Below are 21,879 nucleotides of genomic sequence, written 5' to 3'. Positions count from 1 at the left end.
CGGCTCAGTCGATGAGGGCCGAAAGCCGCGCGATGGTGCCGTCGATGGTGTGGCCGTCGGCGCGCGCCGTGAAGTTCAGCGCCATGCGGTGGCGGAACACCGGGCCCAGCAGTGCCTGCACGTCGTCGAGCGACGGCGAGAGGCGGCCCTGCAGCATGGCGCGGGCGCGCGCACCCAGCATCAGGGCCTGCGAGGCGCGCGGCGACGGGCCCCAGGCGACATTGCGGTTGACGAACTCATCGGCCTCGGGGCCGGGGCGCGCGGCACGCACCACGCGCAGGATGGCCTCGGCCACCTGCTCGCCCACCGGAATGAGCCGCGTGAGGCGCTGTGCATTCATCAGCTCGGTGGTCGACAGCACCGTCTCCGCCTCGGCCTCCGTGGCGCCGGTGGTGGCGAACAGCATGCGGCGCTCGGCATCGAGCGAGGGGTAGGGCACGTCGATCTGCACGAGGAAGCGGTCGAGCTGCGCCTCGGGCAGCGGGTAGGTGCCTTCCTGCTCGATCGGGTTCTGCGTCGCCAGCACGTGGAAGGGGCGTGGCAGGTCGTGGCGCTGGCCGGCCACCGTCACGTGGTGTTCCTGCATCGCCTGCAGCAGGGCGGACTGGGTGCGCGGCGAGGCGCGGTTGATCTCGTCGGCCATCATCAGCTGGCAGAAGACGGGGCCCGGCAGGAAGCGGAACTGGCGCCGTCCGCCTTCCGCCTCGTCCAGTACCTCGGAGCCGAGGATGTCGGCCGGCATCAGGTCGGGCGTGAACTGGACGCGCTTCTCGTTGAGGCCCAGCACGCGGCCGAGCGTGGTGGCGAGCTTGGTCTTGGCGAGGCCCGGGGCACCCACCAGCAGCGCATGGCCGCCACCCAGGATGGCGATCAGCACCTGTTCCACCACCTCGTCCTGGCCGAAGATGACGCGGCCGATGGCAGCGCGGGCCTTGCCCAGCCTGTCGCCGGCGGACTCGATGTCGGAAATGATCTGGCGGTCTGCTTCGTTGATGCTGGCCATGGCACTCACTATCGTAGGGAACGGACCTGCGTCTGGCCCGGATTAATTGATTTCATCCTTGCGGAACGAGAATGGCCTAAAAGAGGCGGGTTGGACAGTCCGACTCAACTGTAATGACGGGAAAATGAACACCGATCAGCGTGATGCGAGCAATCCCCTGAAGGGGCTGGGCGAGGCCCGGAAGGCCAAGGGGCCGCCGCCGGTCCACCTGTGGAACCCGCCCTTCTGCGGCGATATCGACATGCGCATCGCCCAGGACGGCACCTGGTTCTACATGAATTCGCCGATCGGGCGGAAACCGCTGGTCCAGCTGTTTTCCTCCGTGCTCAGGCTGGACGCGGACGGGAAATACTATCTCGTCACGCCTGTGGAAAAGGTCGGGATCAGGGTCGATGACGCGCCCTTCACCGCAGTCCGCATGCAGGTCGAGGGCGCGGGCCGTGAGCAGGTCATCCGCTTCGAGACCAATGTGGATGACGCGGTGACCGTCGACGCGGCCCACCCCCTGCGCTTTGCCGCGGAGGCGGGCACCGGCGGCCTCAAGCCCTATGTCGTGGTGCGCGCCGGGCTCGAGGCGCTGGTGAGCCGCGCCCTGTTCTATGACCTTGCCGCGGCGGGCGTGGTGGAGGAGGGCTGGTTCGGTGTCTGGTCGTCGGGCCGCTTCTACCCGATGCAGAAGGCCGCCGAGATCGGGCTTGCCTCTTGAGCCTGTTCGATGAGCCGGAATTCCGCGCCCGCGCCGCGCACAGGCTTCATGCCGCGGCACCGCCCATCCACAGCTTCAGCGACGATGATCTCAATCCCACCGCGCGCATGATCCCGGCGGACGAGGCGCCCAAGCCCGCCGCCGTGCTGGTGGGCCTCGTGCCGCGTGAGAGTGGCCTCAACCTGCTGCTCACCGAGCGCCAGCCGCATCTGCGCCGCCATGCCGGGCAGATCGCCTTCCCCGGTGGCCGGATTGACGATACCGATGCCGATGCCGTGGCCGCGGCACTGCGCGAGACGGAGGAGGAGACGGGGATCGCGCCCGCCTTCATCGAGCCCATCGGCTTTCTCGACACCTACCTGACCTCGACAAACTATCGCGTCGTGCCTGTGGTGGCGGTGCTGCGGCCGGGCTTCACCGCCGTGCCGCAGGAGGCGGAGGTGAAGGACGTCTTCGAGGTCCCGCTCGCCTTCCTGATGGACCCCGCGCATCATGAGCGCCATTCGCGCGACTGGCAGGGCCACACCCGCTACTATTATGCGATGCCGTGGAATGAGCGCTATATCTGGGGCGCCACGGCCGGCATGATCCGCAACCTCTACCGCCTGATGTACGAGAGCCCATGAGCAAGCTTCCCTCCCTCGCTGCCGCAGCCTGGCTCAATGAGCCGGCATTGCAGCGCCTGTTCGCGGTGCTCGCCGCAGCAGGCGGCGAGGGGCGCGTGGCGGGGGGCGCCGTGCGGAATGCGCTGCTCGGCGAGGCGGTGACGGAGGTCGACGTCGCCACCACGCTCTCGCCCGAACAGGTGACGGAGGCCTGCACGGCGGCGGGCATGGGCGTTCATCCCACCGGCATCGACCACGGAACGGTGACGGTGGTGGTCGAGCATCACCCCTTCGAGGTGACGACGCTGCGCCATGACGTCGAGACCGACGGCCGCCGCGCCAAGGTGACGTTCACCGACGACTGGGAGGCCGACGCCCAGCGCCGCGACTTCACCATGAATGCGCTCTATTGCGACGCGCAGGGCCGGATTTACGATTTCGTCGATGGCCGGGCGGATGTCGAGGCCCGCCGCGTCATCTTCGTGGGTGATCCCGAGCAGCGCATCACGGAGGATTACCTCCGCATTCTGCGCTTCTTCCGCTTCCATGCGCGCTATGGCCATGGCGCGCCCGATGCCGCGGGGCTTCAGGCCTGCACGCGGCTTAGATCGGGCCTCGACGGCCTCTCGGCCGAGCGCATCCGGCAGGAGATGTTCAAGCTGATGGCCGCCCCCGGCGCTGTCCCGACGCTTCAGCTGATGGCGGCGCAGGGCATCCTGTCGCATCTTCTTCCGTATACGGATGACTGGCGCGTGCTGGCGCGCCTGCCGCCCGATCCGGTGCTGAGGCTTGCCGCACTGGCCAGCGACCCGGCCAGCATGAAGTCGCGCTGGCGGCTTTCCAATGAAGAGGGCGCACGGCTCCGCAACACCATCGCACATGTGCCGCCCTCGCCGGCGCTGCGCCCCCGCGAACAGCGCGCAATTCTCTACCAGCTGGGGCCCGGCACCTGGTGCGACCTGGTTCGCCTCGCATGGGCGCGCTCCGATGCCTCGCTCGAGGATGCTGGCTGGCAGGCTCTTCTTGACCTGCCGCTACGCTGGAACATTCCCGTGCTGCCCGTCACCGGCCATGATCTTATCGCCGCAGGTGTGAGCCCCGGGCCCGAAATCGGCGTAATGCTGAGATCGCTGGAGGACTGGTGGGTCGCCTCCGATTTCCAGCCCAGCCGCGACGAGTTGCTGAAACGACTGAACAGAGGGACGTGACATGGCCGACATTCTGGTGATGAAGACCAAGGGCAAGCATGCGCCGGAACCCGAGAAGGGCAAGCCCGACAAAGAGAAGCTGCTCAAGGGCAAGTACAACACGCGCACCTGGAACCACTTCACCGGCGAGGATGACCGGCTCTATTGCGGCATCTGGGAGTCGACGCCCGGCAAGGTGAAGGTCGATTATTCCGAATGGGAGTTCTGCCACTTCATCGAGGGCAAGGCCATCCTCACCAACGAGGAGGGCAAGTCCTGGACGCTGAAGAAGGGCGATGCCTTCATCATCCCCGCCGGCTTCAAGGGCACCTGGGAGACGGTGAAGAAGGTGAAGAAGCACTATGTCATCCTCCTGCCGAAGCCCGCGGCATGAAGAAGTCGGTTCTCGTCACGGGTTCGGCCAAGCGGATCGGACGCCAGCTCGCGCTGGACTTCGCCAGGGACGGCTGGGACGTCGCGGTCCACTGCAACAGCTCGATCGCCGAGGCGGAGGAGGTGGCGGCCCATATCCGCGGCCTCGGCCGCAACACGGTGATCGTGCGCGGCAACCTGTCGGACGCAGATGTGCCGGACAGGCTCATCGCCGAGGCCTCGGCAGCACTGGGCGGCCTCACCTGCCTCATCAACAATGCCTCGCTCTTCGAGCCCGACGAGGTGGGCACCATCACCAAGGCGAGCTGGGCCGAGCATCTCGACACCAACCTGCGCGCCCCCGTCTTCCTGTCCCAGGCCTTTGCCCGGCAATTGCCGGGGGGCCAGGAAGGCAACATCATCTCCATCATCGACCAGCGCGTGTGGAAGCTGAACCCCAGGTTCTTTTCCTACACAACGTCGAAGTCCGGCCTGTGGACCGCCACCCGCACCCTGGCCCAGGCGCTTGCCCCCAATATCCGGGTCAATGCCATCGGCCCCGGACCGGCGCTGCCGTCCGCCCGCATGGACCAGGCGGAGTTCGACAAGCAGGCGAAACTGACGCTTCTGGGCCGCGGCACGTCGCCGGAGGAGATTTCCGCCGCCGTCAAATTCATATTGTCACAACCGTCACTGACGGGGCAGATGATCGCGCTGGACGGTGGCCAGCATCTGGTCTGGCAGACGCCGGACGTCGTCGAGGTGAATGAATGAAGAAGCCGATGATCAGCCATCACGTGGCGAGCGCCGCCTCAGGCCTCCGCCACGTCTTCGTGCGCGACCTCGACCTGATGGCGCTGATCGGCATCTACGAGCACGAGAAAACCGATCCGCAGCGCATCATCGTCAACATCGACCTCTCGGTCATGGAAGGCGAGGGGCCGCAGGGCGACGACATCGGCCATGTCGTGTCCTACGAGATCGTGGTGAAGAAGGTGGAACAGATCATCGCCGAGGGCCACATCAACCTCGTCGAGACGCTGTGCGAGAAGATCGCCGCCGCCTGCCTGCGCGACAAGCGCGTGGTGGCCGCGCGGGTTCGCGTCGAGAAGCCCGACATCATCAAGAATGCCCGCAGCGTCGGCGTCGAGATCGAACGCCAGCGCTAGGGTCCACATCCGCACCTTCACGCCAGCGTGACGGGTCCGGAGGAACCTTCTCCGCAACGTCCCGTTCTCCCTCCATGCCCGGCAGCGCTCCTCCCCTCGGGGAAGGCGCAGTGGCTTGCAAAGGAGTACGACATGCTGAAACACACCATCATCGCCCTCGCGGCCATGGGGGCAGGTCTTGCCGGCTTCGGCGCGACCGGAGCCTCTGCCATGCCGGTGAGCCCCTCGCCCGCCATCGAGGCCGGAAACTCCAGCCTGCTGACCGAGGCGCGGACCAAATACAACCGCAACCGCGTCTACAACCGTCACTACCATGGCCGGCGCTGCGGCAACTGGAGCAACACCTGCCGCTATCGCCATGGCGGCTATTACTACGAGAACCCGTGGTGGATCCTGCCCATGGTGGGCGCCGGCATCGCGATTGGCGCCGCCAATTCGGGCTATGGCTATGGCTATGGCAGCCGCCACGTCGAATGGTGCCTCGACCGCTACCGCTCCTACAACCCCCGGACCAATACCTGGGTGGCTTACAGCGGACGCGTCCACCAGTGCATCAGCCCCTACGGGCCGTGATGGAACTTTGCCAGGAAGGCCGGCGCCTCGCAAAGGTGCCGGCCTTTCCATGCACAGTTGCAATCCGCCGGGCTCCCGACCTTCCCGGCATAACTCGCAGTTGAACTCTCGCGTTGCGCGTGCTCATTTTCGGTGGGCTTGAGGGAGGACACTGCAGATGCTCAAGGCAAGGCTTGCCATTTTCGCGGCGCTGGCCGCAGGACTGTTGGGGCTCTCGGCTCCGGACGCGGGGGCCGGCGTGCTTCCCATCCTGATCCAGAAGCCAGCCCTTCTGTCGGGCGCGCCGGGCGCCATCGTCGACGTGCGCTACGGCGGTGGCGGCTATCGCGGCGGCGGCCACTACAACCGGCCTGTCTATCGCCACGGTTATCACCCCAATTACCGCCCGGGCTACTACAAGGGCTATCGCGGCCCGCGCTGCCGCAACTGGAGCAACTCCTGCCGCTTCTATTACGGCGGCTGGTACTACAACAGCCCGTGGTGGACGGTTCCGGTGATCGGCGCCGGGGTCGTGGCGCTCACCAACGGCAATGGCAGCGGCAACCGCCACAAGGCCTGGTGCGAGGGCCGCTACAAGACCTACAATCCCAGGACCAACACCTATGTCGCCTCCGGCGGCAAGGTGAAGCAGTGCAACAGCCCCTATGATTGAGGGCCGCGCCTGAGGCACGCTCGTTCAGCCGGCGCCCATGGGCGCCGGTTTTTCGTTGCGGCAGGGTTCCTCCTTCCCCATGTGAGGCGGAGGGATGTATGAGAGCCCCATGACGTCCGAACCCGCCCAGGCGCCCGACGAGTCGCCCATCCCTGACGCAAGGGGAACCGACCTCATCCGGGATTTCGTCTCCCGTCTTCCTGCCAAGCCCGGCGTCTACCGCATGTATGACGCCAAGGGCGACGTCATCTATGTGGGCAAGGCGCGCAACCTGAAGAACCGCGTCTCGAACTACACCCGCGCCTGGGGCCACACCGCGCGGATCGCCACCATGATCTCGCTCACCGCCAACATGGAATTCGTGACGACGGCGACCGAGGCCGAGGCGCTGCTGCTGGAGGCGAACCTCATCAAGAAGCTGAAGCCGCGCTTCAACGTGATCCTAAGGGACGACAAGTCCTTCCCCTATATCCTGATCGCCAGGGACCATGGCGTGGCGCAGCTCGCCAAGCACCGCGGAGCGCGCAACCGCAAGGGCAGCTATTTCGGCCCCTTCGCTTCCGCCGGTGCGGTGAACCGGGCGATCAACACGCTGCAGAAGGCCTTCCTTCTGCGCACCTGCACCGACAGCGTCTATGCCAATCGCACCAGGCCGTGCCTGCTCTACCAGATCAAGCGCTGTGCAGCTCCTTGCGTCGATTACATCACGCCCGATGCCTATGGCGAACTCGCCAAGGAGGCCGAGGCCTTCCTCAATGGCAAGAGCCAGACGGTGAAGGCCGAGCTCGCCAAGCAGATGGAGGAGGCCGCCGAGAACCTCGATTTCGAGCGCGCCGCCACCTACCGCGACCGCATCCAGGCCATGAGCTTCGTTACCCAGACTCAAGGCATCAACCCGCAAGGGGTGGAGGAGGCGGATGTCTTCGGCCTCGCGCAGGAGGGCGGCCAGACCTGCATCCAGGTCTTCTTCTTCCGCTCCTTCCAGAACTGGGGCAACCGCGCCTATTACCCCAAGGCCGACAGGAGCCACGAGGCGCCGGAGATCATGGCCTCCTTCCTCGCCCAGTTCTATGACGACAAGCCGATCCCCGACCTCGTGCTGCTCTCGCATGACATCGAGGAGAGGGAGCTGCTGGAGGAAGCCCTCTCCACCCATGCGGGGCGGCGCATCGAAGTGGCCGTGCCGCAGCGCGGCGAGAAGAAGACGCTGGTCGAGCACGCCGTCACCAATGCGCGCGAGGCGCTGGGCCGCAAGATGGCGGAGACCTCGTCCCAGGCGAAGCTGCTCGAAGGCGTGCAAAAGGCCTTCGACCTGCCCGACGTGCCGCGCCGCATCGAGGTCTATGACAACTCGCATATCCAGGGCACCAACCCGGTGGGCGGCATGATCGTGGCGGGGCCGGATGGCTTCATCAAGTCGCAATACCGCAAGTTCAACATCCGTTCGGACGAGATCGGGTCTGACGATTTCGCCATGATGCGCGAGGTGCTGACCCGCCGCTTCAGCCGCCTCCTGAAGGAACAGGGGGAGGAGCGCGGCGAGGAACAGGCCAAGGACGTGCAGGCCTGGCCGGACCTGGTGCTGATCGACGGCGGCCAGGGCCAGCTATCGGCCGCCAAGGCCGTGCTGGACGAATTGGGCCTCTCCGATCTCCCCGTCGCCGGCGTCGCCAAGGGGCCGGACCGCGATGCGGGCCGCGAGCATTTCTACCTGCCGGGCCGTGCCTCCTTCATGCTCGAGGCGAGGGACCCCGTGCTCTATTACATCCAGCGCCTGCGTGACGAGGCGCACCGCTTTGCCATCGGTTCCCACCGGGCACGGCGGTCCAAGGCCATCGGCGTCAACCCGCTGGACGAGGTGCCGGGCATCGGGCCCCTGCGCAAGAAAGCCTTGCTGCAGGCCTTCGGTTCGGCCAAAGCAGTGTCACGGGCGAGCGTCACCGACCTCGCCGCGGTGGAGGGCGTCAGCCACGCGCTGGCGCAGGCTATTTACGACCACTTCCACGAAAGTGCAGAATGAGCGGCAGAATGAATCAGACGGACACAGGCAAGGCGGCGGCTTATTCGAAGGTGTGGAACCTCCCGAACATCCTCACCTATGGCCGGATCGCCGCCGTGCCCGTGGTGGCGGGCCTCCTTCTGTGGGGCGGCAACGAGGCGCGCTGGGCTGCCGTCGTCATCTATCTCCTCGCTGCCATCAGCGATTTCTTCGACGGTTACCTCGCCCGCCGCTGGAAGCAGCAGTCCTCGCTCGGCCGCATGCTGGACCCGATCGCCGACAAGGTGCTGGTCGCGGTGGTTCTGCTGGTTCTCTGCGCCGACGGCATCCTGCGTGGTGGCCATATCTGGGCCGCCATCATTATCCTGTCGCGCGAGGTGCTGGTCTCCGGGCTGCGTGAGTATCTGGGCGAGCTGCAGGTCTCCGTCCCCGTCACCAAGATCGCCAAGTGGAAGACGGCGGTGCAGATGGTGGCGATCGGCTTCCTCATCGCCGGCCCGGCTGGCGACACCGTCATTCCGCACACCACGGGCGCCGGCATCGCCATGCTGTGGATCGCCGCGGCCCTCACGCTCTACACCGGCTATGATTATTTCCGCGCCGGCATCCGGCACGTCGTCGACTGATGAAGATCCTCTATTTCGCCCGCATCCGGCAGATCGCCGGCAAGAGTTCGGAGGAGGTGGATGTTCCCGCCTCCGTCGCCACCGTCGCCGATCTCATCGAACACCTGAGTGCGCGGGATGAGGCGGTCGCCGCGGCCCTCGCCGAGCGCCGCACGCTGCGCGCCGCGGTGGACCAGGCCCATGTGGCACTCGATGCCCCGGTGCAGGGCGCGCGCGAGGTGGCCTTCTTCCCGCCCGTCACGGGCGGCTGATGCGCCTCAACGTCTATCTCCAGAAGGCCGGAGCAGGTTCCCGCCGCGAGGCGGAAAGGCTGGTCGCCGATGGCCGCGTCACGGTGAACGGCGTCAAGGCCACGCCGACGACGCCGGTGGAAGAGGGCGACACCGTGCTGATCGACAACCGCCCCGTGGCGCCGGACACGAAGCCGCTGCCGCGCCTGTTTCTCCTGCACAAGCCGGTCGACGTGCTGGTCACCCACCGCGACCACAAGGGCCGCAAGACCATCTTCGACCTGCCCGCGCTGAACCCGCCACAGTGGACCAATCGCCACCCGCGCGTGATGAATGTCGGGCGGCTGGACGTGAACAGCGAGGGCCTGCTCGTCCTCTCTTCCGACGGCCCGCTGGCGCAGGCGATGATGAGCCCGGACAATGCGCTCGCGCGCCTCTACCGCGTGCGGGTGAGGGGCCAGCTGACGCGCGACAATATCGATGCCATCGCGGCCGGCATCACCATTGACGACGTCGAGTATCGTGGTGCCGAGTTCGTCGAGGAATATGGCCAGGAGGGCCGCGCCAACCGCTGGTACCGCTGCGTGCTGACGGAAGGCAAGAACCGCGAGATCCGCAAGCTCTTCGACCATTTCGGCTGCGTGGTGAACCGCCTCGTGCGCCTGCAATACGGCCCCTTCACGCTGGGCGACATGGAGCCCGGCGACATCCGCGAGGTGCCGCCCGCCCAGGTGAAGGCGCTGATCGACGAGCTCGCGCGCAAGGGTGCGAAGCTCTAACGCCACAGAGTGGCGGTTCTGCCGCTCAGCGCGGCCTGATCTCCACGCGCGCCGTGGACAGCCGATCGAGCAGGTTGATCCGCTTCCTGATCGGCCACCAGTCATAAAGGAAGATTTCAAGCGGGCGCCACAAGGCAACCCAGCCGAGGATGAACAGTCCCTGCTCGATCATCTGGGTGACGGTCGAGTCTCCCTCCGTATGTCCGAGCAGATGGATGGTGAGCGTGCAGAGCCCCAGAACCGCCAGGCCGATGGCAAGTGACAGGCGGCCGATGCGGAACAGGTCCCGCAGCTGAAGGCGGGCCTGCGCGGCGCGATAGCGGAAGGAATTGCTCAGGGCCAATGGCAGTTCGAGCGACAATTCACGCGCCGCCTCGCTCTGCGGAAGCTCGATGATCAGCAGCAGCGGACCTCCCGATCCCAGTTCCTCGGCGCTCTCGAAGATGTATTCGGCCGCCCTGTCATCCAGGTCGCGCGTGTGAAACGGCGAGGGATCGAAGGAATTGAGAATCTGTTCGGGTGAATTGAGCTTGATTTCGATCACGTGGCCAACCAATCGCGATGCCGGAGAAAGGGAATGTGCCTCTCCTTCGCCTTGGAGCATGTTCCCCGGCCTCCGTCCAGTCTGGCCCTGCCTTGTGATTGCACGTGGGCAGCGCCTCTCCCATCACTCGCGCAGGAACACCGTCTCGCCTTCCTTGATCGTCTCCAGCACCTTGATGTCCTTGATGGTCTTGGGGTCGACCTTCAGCGGGTTCTCGGCGAGGATCACGAAGTCTGCGAGCTTGCCCTGTTCCAGCGTGCCCTTGGTCTTCTCTTCCTTGATCTGGAAGGCGGCATAGGAGGTGACGGCCTTGAGCGCCACATAGGGACTCACGCGCTCCTTCTCGCCGATCACCGTGCCGTCGGCGATGGCGCGGTTCACGCCGGCATCGACCAGCGGCAGGATCCACGGCTTCGGCGTCACCGGCGCATCATGCGAGAAGGTGAAGGGCATTCCCTTCTCCTCCAGCGTATGCGCCGCCATCACCTTGTTGCCGCGCTCGCCGCCCCACAGGAAAAGCGCGCCCGCGCCGCCGCTCACCAGGCTGGAGGTGAGATAGCTCGGGATCGCGCCATATTTCTGCGCCCGTTCGATCTGGTCGGGGCGCATGTAGGAGCCATGCACGAAGACGGGGCGATGGTCGCGCATGCCATGCTTGGCCACCGCCTTCTCGATGGCGCGCAGTGCCTGCTCCACCGCGGCATCGCCGTTCATGTGCATGTTGATCTGGATATCGCTGGTCCAGAACCGCTCGAAGGCCTCGTCGAGCACCTCGTCGGGGATCTGCTGGAAGCCCGAGTAGCTGCCCGTCTTGCCCGGCGGGTTGTTGGTGTAGGGCTTGGTGAACCACGCCGTATCGGTGCTGCCGTCGAGCCAGAACTTGACGCCGCCAAGCCGCACGCGGTTGATGTAGCGCTTGTCGAGGTCGGGGCGCATCTGCAGCAGCTTCATCGCGGTGTCGCCCGGTGCCGCGGTGCCCTGCGCCGCGATCAGGTCCTGGCGCGCCACGGCATCGTCGGAGGTTGCGGCGGTGGCATATTCCGCCGCCACCGCGCGGCCGGTCTCGATCGCCTTGCTCGCCACCGTGTCCTTGGCGCAGATGTAGAGGTCGATCTTGAGGAGCCGCTTGTCGATCGCGTTCTTCACGATGTCGATGTCGTCATCACCGAGGCCCAGTCCGCATTCCATGGCGGTGGTCTGGCCGTAGCTCGCCCACAGTTCCACGGCACCCGTCACGGCGCGGTCGGCCAGGGCGCCGGTGAAGGGCGGGCGCTTGGCGCGCACCGCGAAGAGGGCCGTCTCCTCCATCGGGCCCGCCAGCTCTCTGCCGCCCGCCTTGCGCATGAAATTGCCGCCCTCGGGGTCGGGTGTGGCGGCGGTGAGGCCGAGCAGCTTGAACAGCGCGCTGTTGCCCGCACCGAGGTGGCCCGATGAGTCGACCACCATCACCGGCCGGTCGGCGGAGACGAGGTCGAGTTCCTCCACCGTCGGGTGGCGCTGTTCCTTCAGCTTGCGCGCGGCATAGCCGAAGCCGACGATCCAGGCGCCCTCGGGGGTCTTGTCCGCCTGCGCCTTCATGCGCGCGATCACCTCGGACATCTCCGTGGTGCCGAACAGGTCGGCGTCGATCATGTTCTTGCCGAAATAGATCATGTGGCCGTGGGTATCGATGAAGCCCGGCAGCAGCGTGTGGCCCTGGAGGTCGATGAGCTTGGTGGCCGCGCCCTTCAGCTTCAGCGCCTCCTCCTTCGAGCCCACGAAGGCGATCCTGCCGTCTTCGACCGCGATGGCCTCGGCATAGCTCGGGTCCTTGCTCGCCATGGTGAGGATGTCACCGTTGACATAGATGGCGTCCGCCGTGCCGCCCGCCGCATGCGCCAGCGTGGCGGATGACAGGAGCAGGGCTCCGAACAATGAAGGCAGCATGAGCCTCGGCATGGCCATATCTCCGGTTGGGTCAGTTTCGGGGAAACTGCCCAGACGTGCACGCCGTTGCAAGTCCGGGAATCTACCTATCCGCGAGGATTGACGATCAGGTCCGCCGCCCTTTCGGCCACCATCATGACGGCTGAATTGATGTTCACCGTGATGAGCGAGGCAAACACCGAGGCATCGGCGATGAACAGCCCATCGATCCCCATCACCTTCAGCTCCGGCGTCACCACGCGCCCGATCGCCGCCGTGCAGCAGGGGTGATAGACCGTCTCGCAGACGCTGCGGATGTACTGGCGCCACTGCTCGTCCGTCTGCACGCCTGGCCCGGGGTGCACTTCCTCCCGGCAGAGCGGCGCCATCGCCTGCGTCTGCCCCAGCCTGCGGGTCAGCTTCAGCGCCTTGACCAGCAGGTCGAGGTCGGCAGGTTCGGCGAAGTAGTTGAGGTCGATCACCGGCTTGTCCGCCATGGTCGGGCCCGAGAGCCGCACCGACCCCTCGCTCACGGCGCGCGTCACGTTGGGCGAGGCCTTCACCGCCGGGCCCTTCGTCGCCAGCCGCGCGTCATCGTATTTCTCGCGCACCCGCAGGCCGAAGTGGAACAGGATGTCGGGAGCGGGCGCATCCTTGTCCAGCTGCAGCATCATCGTCGCCTCGAAGGGGCAGATCTCCCAGCCGGAGACTTCCTCGTGCGTCTCCCACACCACGGGTGCGGCCACATGGTCGCGCAGGTGCCGCCCCAGATGGGGCAGGTCGCGCAGCACCGGGATGCCGTGTTCCGTCAGGTGCGCCGCCGGTCCCAGGCCTGACACCATCATCAGCTGCGGCGTCTGGATCGACCCGCAGGCCAGCACCACGGCGCGCGCTGCGCGGATCTCGCCGCGTGAGGTCTCGGCGCCCACGGCGCGGCCGTTCTCGATGATGAGCCGGCTCGCCATGCAGTCCGTCCATACCTCGAGGTGCCTCGGCAGCGCCGCGATGGGGTGGAGATAGGCGACGGAGGAGGATTGCCGCGTCCGCCCCTTCGCATTCAGCGGAAACAGCCCCACGCCCTGCCGCACCTCGCGGCCGAAGTCGACCTCGTCGAGGCCGAGTTCGAGCCCCGCCGCGATGAAGCGCCGGCTCGCCGGGTGGCAGGGAGCGGTCTCGATGGTGATGGTGTCGGTGATGCGCTGCCAGTAGGGCGCCATGGCCGCGGCATTCCAGCCCGTGGCCCCAAGCTCTTCCCAGAGGTCGAAGTCCGAGTCAGGCGGGCGGATGAAGGCGCAGTCATTGTGGTTGGCGCAGCCGCCCAGCAGTTTCGCGCGTGCATAGTTGAGGAGCGGCGGTGACCCGGCAAGCGGTGCTGCGCGGAAGCCCCAGTCATAGTCCGCCGTCTGTTCGTCGAGCCGCCTGAGGTCCACCGCCGCCGGGTCGCCCTCGTCGCTCTTGCCGGCTTCGAGAAGGATGATGCGGCCCGTGGTCTTCTCCGCCAGCCTGCGTGCGACGACGGCCCCGGAGGAGCCGCCGCCGATGATCAGGTAATCACAGTCAGTCGCCATGCCGGCACTCTAGTCGGCAGGCGCGAGTCCTGCCAACTACTTCCAGAAGGTGGTTGCCTGCGCGTCCGCCTTTTCGGTGTTGGCGGTGGCGCAGAAGGCCTCCTTGTGCAGCGCGCCCTCGGCAAGAAGAATGCCCTTCGCCGTGCCCATCATCAGCATGATGTTGGTGTAGCGTTCGAGCTGTTCCTCGTCAGTGAGGTCGGGCGGCGTCTCGGCCAGCACGGCGGTGGTGGCGACGGCCACCTTCTCGGGGTCGATGTCGATCCCGTCGCACAGGAGCGCCGCGGAGGCGGCATAGGCGATCGAATTGACCACCGCCATCTGCTTGTCGTTGAGGATGCCGTCGGTGTCCTGCAGCGCCGCCTTCCAGGCATCGTCGATGCGGAAATCGTCGGCGGCGTCCGCCTGGGCGGCGGAGGCGGCAAGGCCGAGGACGAGTGCGGCGGCAGCGCCGCGGCGGAGAATTGAAATCATGCTCATCGTCATTCTCCGATCAGTAGCCAAAGGCCCGGCGCGTCCAGGTGCCGTTCACCGTGCCGCCATTGTTGTAGCAGGCGCGCTGTGCGGGATAGCACACGACACCGGCCACGGGGCTGTAGGCCTGGTTGAAATAGGGGTCGTACTGGCCCGGCGCATAGGGCGGCGCATAGCCCTCATACACGATCTTCTTTTTCTTCGGCTTCGCCGCATCGGCAATGGCAGCGCCCACCGCCACGCCGGCAACACCGCCGACGATGGCTGCCGCCGTCGGGCCCATGGTCTTGGCCTGTGCGGCGGGTGCCGCTGCCAGCGCCAGCGCCGCCGCGGCCAAGCCGGCGAGCATGAATTTTCCGAGATGAGTCATTGGTGACCTCCTTGCGAAGCGCGCAAGCTATGAAATCCGTTGCACGCGGTCAAACCGCTAGGCCGATGCCCTTAACAAACAGAAAAGCCGCGCCAGTGCTGGCGCGGCTTGCTGCGAAGGCAGGTGACAAGGGCTCAGGCCGCCTTGGACTTCGGCCTGACCGCATTGGTGTAGGCGTCCATCATGGTGCGGCTGATGTTGCCCGGCTTGAAGCTGTAGGGGCCGATCTCCGCGACCGGCGTCACCTCCGCGGCGGAGCCGACGATGAAGCACTCGTTGAAGCTCGGGAGCTCGTCCGGCATGATCCGGCGCTCGATCACCTCGAGGCCCTGTTCCTTGGCCAGCGCGATCACCGTCTGGCGGGTGATGCCGTTGAGGAAGCAGTCGGCGATCGGCGTGTGGATGGCGCCGTCACGGGTGAAGAAGATGTTGGCGCCGGTGCATTCCGCCACACGGCCCTGCCAGTCCAGCATCATGGCGTCGGCATAGCCCTTCTTCTCCGCCTTGTGCTTGGAGATGGTGCAGATCATGTAGAGGCCCGCCGCCTTGGCATGGACCGGCGCGCACTGCGGATCGGGGCGGCGATAGTCCGCGATGTCGAGCTTGATGCCCTTCATCTTGGTCTCGGGGTCGAACATCGAGGGCCAGGCCCAGGTGGCGATTGCCACGTGGATCTTGTTGTGCTGGGCGGAGACCGCCATCATCTCCGAGCCGCGCCACGCGACGGGGCGGACGTACTGGTCGCCGCCGCCGTTCAAGGCCACGACCTTGTCCTTCGCCGCGTTCAGTTCCTCGACGGAGAAGGGGATCTCGAAATCCATGATCTCGGCCGACTTCCTGAAGCGGATCGAATGCTCCGTCGACTTGAAGATCACGCCGTCATAGGCGCGCTCGCCCTCGAACACGGAGGAGCCGTAATGCAGGCCATGGGTCAGCACATGCACCTTGGCGTCCTTCCACGGCACGATCTCGCCGTTGAACCAGATCCAGCCGTCGCGCTGGTCGAAGGGAATGCCTGCCATGGTGTGCCGCTCCTGTCCGGGATATAAGGGTGCCAAGCAGCTGATTTTCCAGCCTTTCGCCCCCGCTTTTCACTTTCAACTGGCCAAGCGTAGCCAATGGGTTTAAATATGTCAACATGGCTGACGTAATTTCTGCCCAAGGATTGGGCGATCATCCCGCGAGCGAACATGCCCTGAGCGACCAGGACACGGTTGCACTCATCGAGCTGATGTTCTTCGCCTACCGCGACTTCGTGTCGGATCCGGACGAGATCCTCGGCCAGTACGGTTTCGGCCGCGCCCATCACCGCGTTCTCCATTTCGTGGGCCGCGACCCCGGCATGACGGTGCAGCAGCTGCTCGACATCCTGCAGATCACCAAGCAGAGCCTTGGCCGGGTGCTGAAGGAGCTGATCGACAAGGGCTATGTCTTCCAGAAGGAAGGCGAGACCGACCGCCGCCAGCGCCTGCTCCACCTGACCGCGGCGGGCGAGGAGCTGCGCCAGCGCCTCATGGGCCCGCAGATGAACCGCATCCGCCGCGCCGTGGCGCTGCCCGAGGGCAATGCCGCGCATCTCTACCGCAAGGTGCTCTATCACATGGTCTCGCCTGCCAACCGCGAGGCGGTGCGCGACTGGATCGACCGTGCCAGCCTGCTGGGCGACAGCCAGAATGGTGGATGACCTTCCCCATATCCTGGTGGTCGATGACGACCGCCGCATCCGCAACCTGCTCCAGGCCTATCTCATGGAGAACGGCTTCCGCATCTCCGTGGCGGCCAGCGCGGCGGAAGCGCGCGAGCGCATGCGCATCATGTCCTTCGATCTCGTGGTGCTCGACATCATGATGCCGGGGGAAACCGGGCTCTCCTTCACCGAGTGGCTGCGCGCCGAGGGCAATCCGGTTCCCGTCTTGATGCTGTCCGCCCTGGCCGAAGCCTCGGACCGCATCGCCGGCCTCGAGACCGGCAGCGACGATTATCTCGCCAAGCCCTTCGAGCCGCGCGAACTGCTGCTGCGCATCCGCGGCCTGCTGAAGCGCCAGGAGCAGCCGGGGCGCGGCCTGCCGGAAGTCGGCTTCGGGCCCTTCACCTTCCACCTCCAGCGCGGCGAGCTGCGCAAGGGGGCGGAGCTCATCCGCCTCACCACGCGCGAGCGTGAGCTGCTGCGCATCCTCGCCGCCAGCGCCAACAGCACCGTGGCGCGCGGCGACCTTGCCCCGGAAGGCTCGGAGGAGGGGGCCCGCAGCGTCGACGTCCAGATCAACCGCCTGCGCCAGAAGATCGAGGATGATCCCTCGAACCCGGTCTTCCTGCAGACCGTGCGCGGCGCGGGCTATGTGCTGCACGTCGATTGAGCTAGGCTGAGGGGCATGGCCCAGAACTGGCTCTACAGCCGCTTCAACACCTTCCTCGAGCGCCACATGCCCGAGGGGCTGTTCCCGCGCGCCCTCATCATCCTCGTGGCGCCGGTGGTTCTGCTGCAGACCATCATGACGGGCCTCATCCTCGAGCGCCATTTCGAGAACGTGACCAGGCTTCTGGCGCGCAGCTATGCGCGCGACGTGGCCGCCCTGGTGCAGCTTTATGAAAGCTCCGACAAGAGCGCCGATGCGGAAGCCCGGATCGAGGCACTGGCCAACGACACGCTCGGGCTCGGCCTCACCATCACCCGCGGTGAATTGCCGAGGCCGCTGCCGACGCCGTTCTTCTCGCGGGCCGACACGCGGCTGACGCGCGAGTTCACGGTGCAGATGAACCGTCCCTTCTGGCTCGACATCAGCCAGCAGCCGGACTTCGTCGAGGTCAAGGTGCTGGCCGCGCCAGATGTCATCTTCGATTTCCGCACAAGGGGCGAGCGCACCTTCGCTACCTCCACCGGCTTCCTGCTGGCGCTCATGCTGCTCTCCTCGCTGCTGCTGCTGGGCATCGCCACCATCTTCCTCAGGAACCAGATCCGCCCGATCACCGATCTTGCCCGTGCGGCGCAGAGCTTCGGCACGGGGCGCGATCTCGGCGCCTTCCGCCCGCGCGGCGCGCGCGAGGTGAAGGCGGCGGGCGTCGCCTTCCTCGACATGCGTGACCGTATCGCCCGGCAGGTTGAGCAGCGCACCGCCATGCTGGCCGGCGTCAGCCACGACCTGCGCACCATCCTCACCCGCTTCAAGCTGGAGCTCGCCGTGCTGGGCGACGGGCCCAAGGTGCAGCCCCTGAAGGAAGACGTGGACGAGATGCAGCGCATGCTCGAGGCCTACATGGCCTTCGTCAAGGGCGATGCCGGCGAGACGCCGCAGCTGGTCGAACTCCTGCCGCTCGTGCAGAACGCGGCCCGCGCCTGCCGTGACGGCGCCTGCGAGATCGACGTGCCGCAGGGCCAGATGGTGCGGGTCAAGCCCAATGCCTTCGGCCGCCTGCTGGCAAACCTGATCGGCAATGCCGTGCGCTACGCCAGTTCGGTGAAGGTGACGGCGCGCGTGGCGGACCACATGCTGACGCTGCTGGTCGACGATGACGGGCCGGGCATTCCGCCGGACAAGCGGGCGGAGGCCTTCCGCCCCTTCGTCCGCCTCGACAATGCCCGGAACCTGGACGAGACGGGAACGGGCCTCGGTCTTGCCATCGCGCTCGATATCGCGCGCGCCCATGGCGGCGAGCTGCAGCTGGCGGATAGTCCGAAAGGCGGGCTTCGCGCCGCCGTGCAAATCCCTGTATAGGTGGTGGATGATGGATTATCGCCTCGACCCGCTCTGGCTCAAGCTCAACCTGATGAACGCCGATGGCCTGCAGGCCTTCGCCCCCCTCATGGAGATGATGCAGAAGCAGATGGGCCAGAATTCCGAGATGGCGCAGCGCGTCATCGAGGAATACCGCAAGTTCCTGTTCCTCGCCATGCGCGCCGGCCACCAGGTGATCCCGCCGGGCCCCGTCAACGACGCCTGGATGATGCATCTGCAGAATGCCCAGAACTACTGGGAGAACCTTGGGTCGATGATCACCGAGCGCCCCGCCGCCCAGGGCATGGATGCCAAGCAGTTCTCCAACATGGCCGACGCCTGGAAGATGACGCTCGAATCCTACGAGAAGATCTTCGGCATGAAGCCCCCCATGGACATCTGGGGCCAGGGCCCCGCCGCGGAAAACCCGTGGATGCAGGCCATGAACAGCTGGAAGAAGATGTTCGGGATGGGCTGAGGCTCCGCCACGCCTCCACGCATGTCCGTCATCCCGGCGAAAGCCGGGACCCCGCTTTGCCGCAAGGAACGGCGGGGCTGCAATCAGGCCCAGCAGCACCATCGTCAGCCGCCACAGCGCACTGAACATAATCCGCCCTCACCCTCTTGTCTGTCGCGCCCTGCGCAAAATCGTGTGCCGCGTCACACGCCGCAACCAGGCCGTCGCCCAACCCCCAACGCCGTCATCCCGGCGAAGGCCGGGATCCAGCTTTGGTTCAGCACATGCTCATGGAAAGCGGGATCCCGGCCTTCGCCGGGATAACGGTTTTGAATAAATTTTCGGAGTATGCCCTTTCATAGCACATCGAGCGCGCGCTGTCAAGGACTAAATTCCGAAAGTGGATTTTTTCCTGCACCGATCACCCACCCCAGCGGGCTCAGGAACCGGCGAGACGGCGCCGCACCTCTTCGGGGCGCACATCGAGCGTGTGCAACTCCACAGGTGAGATCCAGCGGAACTCCAGCGTTTCATCCTTCACTGTCAGCTGCGCATCGCAGGATACTGCGAAGCAGATTTCAGTCTGCCGCACATCCTCGCCATGATGGGTGAAGACATTCTCGATCTGCCACAGCCGGGCCGCGATACTCACCTGCCAGCCAAGCTCTTCCTGGAATTCGCGCAGCAGTGCGGCCTCGGGGGTCTCGCCCGGCTCAACTCTCCCACCAGGCAACGCCCAGATCGCTTCATGTCGTTTCCGCTGCAGCAGCAGCCTGCCGTCGCGCCGCACCAGGCCGCAGGCGCGCATGCGCATCGCCTAATAAAGCCGCCCGCCATTCGGCACCGGGCGTTCCACCGCCACCAGCACCACGTCGCCCTCGCCGTCGGGGAAGCCCAGCGTCAGCACTTCCGACATGAACTTGCCAATCTGGCGCGGCGGGAAGTTCACCACCGCCGCCACCTGCCGGCCCACCAGAGTGTCGGGCGTGTAATACTTCGTCACCTGGGCAGAGGATTTCTTCACGCCGATCTCGGGCCCGAAGTCGATCTTCAGCTTGAAGGCGGGCTTGCGGGCCTCCGGGAAGGGCTCGACCCCGATGATGGTGCCGACCCGCACATCGATCTTCAGGAAATCATCGAAAGTCGCCGTCATCGCTGTCCCTCAGCTGGCCAGTTCGCGCGAGCGGCGGAGGGCGGCGGCCACAGCCTTCTCGAACAGCGGCCCCATGCCGGTGTCCTCCGCCATCAGCACCTGCAGCGCCTCGTAGGTGGTGCCCTTGGGCGAGGTCACGTTCTGGCGCAGCACGCCCGCGTCGGTGCCGGACTGGCGCATCAGCTCGCCCGAGCCTGCCACTGTGGCGCGGGCCAGCTGGGTGGCCAGCTCCTTCGGCAGCCCGATCTTCTCGCCCGCCGCCGCCAGGCACTCGGTGAGATAGAACACATAGGCCGGCCCCGATCCCGACACGGCGGTCACCATGTCGATCATGCCCTCGGTCTCCACCGTCACCACTTCGCCCACCGATTCGAGCAGGGTGCGCGCCAGGGCCAGCTGGGCGGGGGTGACATTGGGGTTGGACGCCATGGCCGTGATGCCGCGGCCCACCGCGGCCGGCGTATTGGGAATGGTGCGGATCACCGCCGCGTCGGCGCCGAAGTGGCGCTCGTAGGAGGCGATGGTCTTGCCTGCGGCCACGGTCAGCACCAGGGGCTTCGAGGACTTGAGCGGGGCGATGCGCGGCAGCACCTCCTCCATCATCTGCGGCTTCACCGCGATGATGACGACCTGGGCATCGGTGATGCCCGCCACGTCCGGGTTCAGCCGGATGTCGTGGCGCGCGATCAGCTCCCTCATCTCGGGCGGCGGGGAAGGGTCCATCGCCACGATGCGCGCCGGGTCCGCCCCGCCGGCGAGCCAGCCTTCCAGCATGGCCCCGCCCATCTTGCCGGCCCCCACCAGCACCAGCGTTCCGGCCAGCTTCACCATCTAGGCTTCACCCCATGTGTCGATCATTGCGGCCTCCAGCGCCTGTTCGGCCGGCTGGCCGGCCCACACGACGAACTGCACGGCCGGAAAATAGCGCTCGCAGGTGTCGACCGCAAAGCGGATCAGCGCCTCGCACTGGGCGTCATTGGCCTCGGCATTGCCGGCGAGCAGCAGGCTGTTGCGGAAAAGAAGGCTGCCATCCAGGTGCCACAGGTCGAAATGGCCGACGAGCAGCTGCTCGTTGATGCGGGCCAGCAGCTTCGTCACCTCGTCGCGGCGGGCCTGCGGCACCTTCATCTCGAGGCTCACCGCCACGTGCAGGATCTCGAACTCGTCGCGCCAGTTGAGCGAGATCGACATGTCGCTCCAGCCGCCGGACACTTCCATCGTCACTTCACGGGCATCGGTGCGCGAGAAGGCCCAGTCATAGGCCTCGGCGATGCGTTCCACCCGGTCGAGCGGATTGCTGAGGTCTTCGTCGCGTTCAAGGGCCTCGAGGGCCATCGTCATTCCTCCGCTGGCTGACGAATCATCCGCCGAGCCCACGGGAGGGAAACTGCCCAACACATTGAGTCGCATCAAGAGTCGGCCACGAGGTTCAGATGATTCCTCCACAGGGAATGACTTTTTTCCCGCCGCCTGTGGATGACGGAGAGCGAGCCCTCAGTCGGCGCGCTGGTCGGAGGCGCCGCCGGATCCGAGCTTCGCCTCGAGTGCGGCGATCCGGGCGTGGAGCGCCTCGTTTTCCTCGCGCGCCCTGGCGGCCATGGCCTTCACGGCCTCGAATTCCTCGCGCTTCACCAGTTCCATGTTGTTGAGCACCCGCTCCATCTGCGACTGCACGAGGGTGTCCACCTCGCGGCGCACGCCCTGGGCTGCCCCGGCGGCATTGGTCATCAGCTTGGCCAGTTCATCGAAGAAGCGGGTCTGCGTGGTGGTCATGGCGGTATTCCTCTTTGAATG

General features: G+C 66.2%; 28 protein-coding genes. 16 read left to right on the top strand and 12 right to left on the bottom strand.

Features of this window, described 5'->3' with window-relative positions:
• Window positions 1-4: 4 nt before the first annotated feature.
• The gene (locus tag DK847_RS01050) at window positions 5-1,003 is read right to left on the bottom strand and encodes an AAA family ATPase (RefSeq protein ID WP_111195763.1); all 999 of its coding nucleotides are present in this window, start codon (window positions 1,001-1,003) and stop codon (window positions 5-7) included.
• A 124-nt stretch (window positions 1,004-1,127) separates the two neighbouring features.
• On the opposite strand from DK847_RS01050, the gene DK847_RS01045 reads away from it, so the two are divergent.
• From DK847_RS01045 to DK847_RS00990, 12 genes are all read left to right on the top strand, one after another.
• The gene (locus DK847_RS01045) at window positions 1,128-1,709 is read left to right on the top strand and encodes a DUF1285 domain-containing protein (protein ID WP_111195762.1); all 582 of its coding nucleotides are present in this window, start codon (window positions 1,128-1,130) and stop codon (window positions 1,707-1,709) included.
• Window positions 1,706-2,335 carry a CoA pyrophosphatase gene (locus DK847_RS01040; protein ID WP_204508197.1) on the top strand — a complete coding sequence of 210 codons (630 nt, stop codon included), beginning with the start codon at window positions 1,706-1,708 and terminating at the stop codon, window positions 2,333-2,335. The genes DK847_RS01045 and DK847_RS01040 overlap by 4 nt, the downstream gene beginning before the upstream one ends.
• Window positions 2,332-3,522, top strand: coding sequence for a CCA tRNA nucleotidyltransferase (locus DK847_RS01035; protein ID WP_111195761.1), 1,191 nt, complete (start codon window positions 2,332-2,334; stop codon window positions 3,520-3,522). The genes DK847_RS01040 and DK847_RS01035 overlap by 4 nt, the downstream gene beginning before the upstream one ends.
• Before the next feature lies 1 nt (window position 3,523).
• Window positions 3,524-3,895, top strand: a complete 372-nt coding sequence (locus DK847_RS01030; RefSeq protein WP_204508195.1) for a cupin domain-containing protein — start codon at window positions 3,524-3,526, stop codon at window positions 3,893-3,895.
• The gene (locus DK847_RS01025) at window positions 3,892-4,647 is read left to right on the top strand and encodes an SDR family oxidoreductase (protein WP_111195760.1); all 756 of its coding nucleotides are present in this window, start codon (window positions 3,892-3,894) and stop codon (window positions 4,645-4,647) included. Before DK847_RS01030 ends, DK847_RS01025 begins: the two co-directional genes overlap by 4 nt.
• Window positions 4,644-5,042 carry a dihydroneopterin aldolase gene (gene folB / locus DK847_RS01020; RefSeq protein WP_111195759.1) on the top strand — a complete coding sequence of 133 codons (399 nt, stop codon included), beginning with the start codon at window positions 4,644-4,646 and terminating at the stop codon, window positions 5,040-5,042. The genes DK847_RS01025 and folB overlap by 4 nt, the downstream gene beginning before the upstream one ends.
• 132 nt (window positions 5,043-5,174) lie before the next feature.
• A complete protein-coding gene (locus DK847_RS01015) occupies window positions 5,175-5,615 on the top strand; it encodes a BA14K family protein (RefSeq protein WP_111195758.1) in 441 nt (146 codons plus the stop codon).
• A gap of 157 nt (window positions 5,616-5,772) precedes the next feature.
• Entirely contained in the window at window positions 5,773-6,267 is a 495-nt protein-coding gene (locus tag DK847_RS01010; RefSeq protein WP_111195757.1) for a BA14K family protein, read from the top strand.
• 109 nt (window positions 6,268-6,376) lie between these two features.
• Window positions 6,377-8,287, top strand: coding sequence for an excinuclease ABC subunit UvrC (gene uvrC, locus DK847_RS01005; protein ID WP_245414489.1), 1,911 nt, complete (start codon window positions 6,377-6,379; stop codon window positions 8,285-8,287).
• A gap of 8 nt (window positions 8,288-8,295) precedes the next feature.
• On the top strand, window positions 8,296-8,892 hold the full coding sequence (gene pgsA / locus DK847_RS01000; RefSeq protein ID WP_111195755.1) for a CDP-diacylglycerol--glycerol-3-phosphate 3-phosphatidyltransferase: 597 nt from the start codon (window positions 8,296-8,298) through the stop codon (window positions 8,890-8,892).
• Complete coding sequence (gene moaD / locus DK847_RS00995) at window positions 8,892-9,143, top strand: molybdopterin converting factor subunit 1 (protein WP_111195754.1); 252 nt, start codon at window positions 8,892-8,894, stop codon at window positions 9,141-9,143. The genes pgsA and moaD overlap by 1 nt, the downstream gene beginning before the upstream one ends.
• Window positions 9,143-9,901: a pseudouridine synthase gene (locus tag DK847_RS00990; RefSeq protein WP_111195753.1), complete on the top strand. Its 759-nt coding sequence runs from the start codon at window positions 9,143-9,145 to the stop codon at window positions 9,899-9,901. The genes moaD and DK847_RS00990 overlap by 1 nt, the downstream gene beginning before the upstream one ends.
• 25 nt (window positions 9,902-9,926) lie before the next feature.
• On the opposite strand, the gene DK847_RS00985 is transcribed toward DK847_RS00990, so the two are convergent.
• The 6 genes from DK847_RS00985 to DK847_RS00960 form a co-directional block, all read right to left on the bottom strand.
• Entirely contained in the window at window positions 9,927-10,445 is a 519-nt protein-coding gene (locus DK847_RS00985; protein ID WP_111195752.1) for a hypothetical protein, read from the bottom strand.
• 123 nt (window positions 10,446-10,568) lie between these two features.
• Window positions 10,569-12,383: an amidohydrolase gene (locus tag DK847_RS00980; protein WP_161957084.1), complete on the bottom strand. Its 1,815-nt coding sequence runs from the start codon at window positions 12,381-12,383 to the stop codon at window positions 10,569-10,571.
• A gap of 74 nt (window positions 12,384-12,457) precedes the next feature.
• On the bottom strand, window positions 12,458-13,918 hold the full coding sequence (locus DK847_RS00975; protein WP_111195750.1) for a GMC family oxidoreductase: 1,461 nt from the start codon (window positions 13,916-13,918) through the stop codon (window positions 12,458-12,460).
• Window positions 13,919-13,954: 36 nt separating this feature from the next.
• Entirely contained in the window at window positions 13,955-14,398 is a 444-nt protein-coding gene (locus DK847_RS00970; protein ID WP_111195749.1) for a hypothetical protein, read from the bottom strand.
• A 13-nt stretch (window positions 14,399-14,411) separates the two neighbouring features.
• Entirely contained in the window at window positions 14,412-14,762 is a 351-nt protein-coding gene (locus tag DK847_RS00965) for a YcgJ family protein (protein ID WP_111195748.1), read from the bottom strand.
• A 134-nt stretch (window positions 14,763-14,896) separates the two neighbouring features.
• Window positions 14,897-15,784 (bottom strand): branched-chain amino acid aminotransferase, encoded by an 888-nt coding sequence (locus DK847_RS00960; protein ID WP_111195747.1) that lies wholly within the window; start codon window positions 15,782-15,784, stop codon window positions 14,897-14,899.
• A gap of 116 nt (window positions 15,785-15,900) precedes the next feature.
• Here DK847_RS00960 and DK847_RS00955 point away from each other — a divergent pair, with 116 nt between their 5' ends.
• From DK847_RS00955 to DK847_RS00940, 4 genes are read left to right on the top strand one after another with little or no spacing between them, the layout of a single operon-like run.
• Window positions 15,901-16,446: a MarR family winged helix-turn-helix transcriptional regulator gene (locus DK847_RS00955; protein WP_111195746.1), complete on the top strand. Its 546-nt coding sequence runs from the start codon at window positions 15,901-15,903 to the stop codon at window positions 16,444-16,446.
• On the top strand, window positions 16,436-17,119 hold the full coding sequence (locus DK847_RS00950; protein WP_111195745.1) for a response regulator: 684 nt from the start codon (window positions 16,436-16,438) through the stop codon (window positions 17,117-17,119). The genes DK847_RS00955 and DK847_RS00950 overlap by 11 nt, the downstream gene beginning before the upstream one ends.
• Before the next feature lie 15 nt (window positions 17,120-17,134).
• A complete protein-coding gene (locus DK847_RS00945; RefSeq protein ID WP_111195744.1) occupies window positions 17,135-18,475 on the top strand; it encodes an ATP-binding protein in 1,341 nt (446 codons plus the stop codon).
• A gap of 7 nt (window positions 18,476-18,482) precedes the next feature.
• A complete protein-coding gene (locus DK847_RS00940) occupies window positions 18,483-18,953 on the top strand; it encodes a hypothetical protein (protein ID WP_111195743.1) in 471 nt (156 codons plus the stop codon).
• 418 nt (window positions 18,954-19,371) lie between these two features.
• Here the strand turns inward: DK847_RS00940 and DK847_RS00935 are convergent, their stop codons facing one another.
• The 5 genes from DK847_RS00935 to DK847_RS00915 all read right to left on the bottom strand — a co-directional run bounded on the left by DK847_RS00935 (window position 19,372) and on the right by DK847_RS00915 (window position 21,858).
• Window positions 19,372-19,740 carry an NUDIX domain-containing protein gene (locus DK847_RS00935; RefSeq protein WP_161957083.1) on the bottom strand — a complete coding sequence of 123 codons (369 nt, stop codon included), beginning with the start codon at window positions 19,738-19,740 and terminating at the stop codon, window positions 19,372-19,374.
• Window positions 19,741-19,749: 9 nt separating this feature from the next.
• Window positions 19,750-20,085 (bottom strand): tRNA-binding protein, encoded by a 336-nt coding sequence (locus DK847_RS00930; RefSeq protein ID WP_111195741.1) that lies wholly within the window; start codon window positions 20,083-20,085, stop codon window positions 19,750-19,752.
• Window positions 20,086-20,094: 9 nt separating this feature from the next.
• The gene (gene proC, locus DK847_RS00925; protein ID WP_111195740.1) at window positions 20,095-20,916 is read right to left on the bottom strand and encodes a pyrroline-5-carboxylate reductase; all 822 of its coding nucleotides are present in this window, start codon (window positions 20,914-20,916) and stop codon (window positions 20,095-20,097) included.
• Complete coding sequence (locus DK847_RS00920) at window positions 20,917-21,420, bottom strand: type III secretion system chaperone family protein (protein ID WP_111196299.1); 504 nt, start codon at window positions 21,418-21,420, stop codon at window positions 20,917-20,919.
• Window positions 21,421-21,579: 159 nt separating this feature from the next.
• Window positions 21,580-21,858, bottom strand: a complete 279-nt coding sequence (locus DK847_RS00915; RefSeq protein WP_111195739.1) for an accessory factor UbiK family protein — start codon at window positions 21,856-21,858, stop codon at window positions 21,580-21,582.
• Window positions 21,859-21,879 lie beyond the last annotated feature (21 nt).

The organism is Aestuariivirga litoralis (genome assembly GCF_003234965.1).
In the GTDB taxonomy this organism is placed as follows: domain Bacteria; phylum Pseudomonadota; class Alphaproteobacteria; order Rhizobiales; family Aestuariivirgaceae; genus Aestuariivirga; species Aestuariivirga litoralis.
This window is presented reverse-complemented; position numbering and strand designations above follow the sequence as displayed.

What these genes read in the sequence shown, in the direction of transcription:
- uvrC (WP_245414489.1), top strand. Translation starts at nt 6,377, where the DNA reads ATGACGTCCGAACCCGCCCAGGCGCCCGACGAGTCGCCCATCCCTGAC.
- DK847_RS00960 (WP_111195747.1), bottom strand. Translation starts at nt 15,784, where the DNA reads ATGGCAGGCATTCCCTTCGACCAGCGCGACGGCTGGATCTGGTTCAAC.
- DK847_RS00965 (WP_111195748.1), bottom strand. Translation starts at nt 14,762, where the DNA reads ATGACTCATCTCGGAAAATTCATGCTCGCCGGCTTGGCCGCGGCGGCG.
- DK847_RS00950 (WP_111195745.1), top strand. Translation starts at nt 16,436, where the DNA reads ATGGTGGATGACCTTCCCCATATCCTGGTGGTCGATGACGACCGCCGC.
- DK847_RS00915 (WP_111195739.1), bottom strand. Translation starts at nt 21,858, where the DNA reads ATGACCACCACGCAGACCCGCTTCTTCGATGAACTGGCCAAGCTGATG.
- DK847_RS01030 (WP_204508195.1), top strand. Translation starts at nt 3,524, where the DNA reads ATGGCCGACATTCTGGTGATGAAGACCAAGGGCAAGCATGCGCCGGAA.
- proC (WP_111195740.1), bottom strand. Translation starts at nt 20,916, where the DNA reads ATGGTGAAGCTGGCCGGAACGCTGGTGCTGGTGGGGGCCGGCAAGATG.
- DK847_RS00920 (WP_111196299.1), bottom strand. Translation starts at nt 21,420, where the DNA reads ATGGCCCTCGAGGCCCTTGAACGCGACGAAGACCTCAGCAATCCGCTC.
- DK847_RS00930 (WP_111195741.1), bottom strand. Translation starts at nt 20,085, where the DNA reads ATGACGGCGACTTTCGATGATTTCCTGAAGATCGATGTGCGGGTCGGC.
- DK847_RS00945 (WP_111195744.1), top strand. Translation starts at nt 17,135, where the DNA reads ATGGCCCAGAACTGGCTCTACAGCCGCTTCAACACCTTCCTCGAGCGC.
- DK847_RS01050 (WP_111195763.1), bottom strand. Translation starts at nt 1,003, where the DNA reads ATGGCCAGCATCAACGAAGCAGACCGCCAGATCATTTCCGACATCGAG.
- pgsA (WP_111195755.1), top strand. Translation starts at nt 8,296, where the DNA reads ATGAATCAGACGGACACAGGCAAGGCGGCGGCTTATTCGAAGGTGTGG.
- DK847_RS00970 (WP_111195749.1), bottom strand. Translation starts at nt 14,398, where the DNA reads ATGAGCATGATTTCAATTCTCCGCCGCGGCGCTGCCGCCGCACTCGTC.
- DK847_RS01045 (WP_111195762.1), top strand. Translation starts at nt 1,128, where the DNA reads ATGAACACCGATCAGCGTGATGCGAGCAATCCCCTGAAGGGGCTGGGC.
- DK847_RS00955 (WP_111195746.1), top strand. Translation starts at nt 15,901, where the DNA reads ATGGCTGACGTAATTTCTGCCCAAGGATTGGGCGATCATCCCGCGAGC.
- DK847_RS00975 (WP_111195750.1), bottom strand. Translation starts at nt 13,918, where the DNA reads ATGGCGACTGACTGTGATTACCTGATCATCGGCGGCGGCTCCTCCGGG.
- DK847_RS01015 (WP_111195758.1), top strand. Translation starts at nt 5,175, where the DNA reads ATGCTGAAACACACCATCATCGCCCTCGCGGCCATGGGGGCAGGTCTT.
- DK847_RS01035 (WP_111195761.1), top strand. Translation starts at nt 2,332, where the DNA reads ATGAGCAAGCTTCCCTCCCTCGCTGCCGCAGCCTGGCTCAATGAGCCG.
- moaD (WP_111195754.1), top strand. Translation starts at nt 8,892, where the DNA reads ATGAAGATCCTCTATTTCGCCCGCATCCGGCAGATCGCCGGCAAGAGT.
- DK847_RS00935 (WP_161957083.1), bottom strand. Translation starts at nt 19,740, where the DNA reads ATGCGCGCCTGCGGCCTGGTGCGGCGCGACGGCAGGCTGCTGCTGCAG.
- DK847_RS00980 (WP_161957084.1), bottom strand. Translation starts at nt 12,383, where the DNA reads ATGCCGAGGCTCATGCTGCCTTCATTGTTCGGAGCCCTGCTCCTGTCA.
- folB (WP_111195759.1), top strand. Translation starts at nt 4,644, where the DNA reads ATGAAGAAGCCGATGATCAGCCATCACGTGGCGAGCGCCGCCTCAGGC.
- DK847_RS01025 (WP_111195760.1), top strand. Translation starts at nt 3,892, where the DNA reads ATGAAGAAGTCGGTTCTCGTCACGGGTTCGGCCAAGCGGATCGGACGC.
- DK847_RS00990 (WP_111195753.1), top strand. Translation starts at nt 9,143, where the DNA reads ATGCGCCTCAACGTCTATCTCCAGAAGGCCGGAGCAGGTTCCCGCCGC.
- DK847_RS00940 (WP_111195743.1), top strand. Translation starts at nt 18,483, where the DNA reads ATGATGGATTATCGCCTCGACCCGCTCTGGCTCAAGCTCAACCTGATG.
- DK847_RS01010 (WP_111195757.1), top strand. Translation starts at nt 5,773, where the DNA reads ATGCTCAAGGCAAGGCTTGCCATTTTCGCGGCGCTGGCCGCAGGACTG.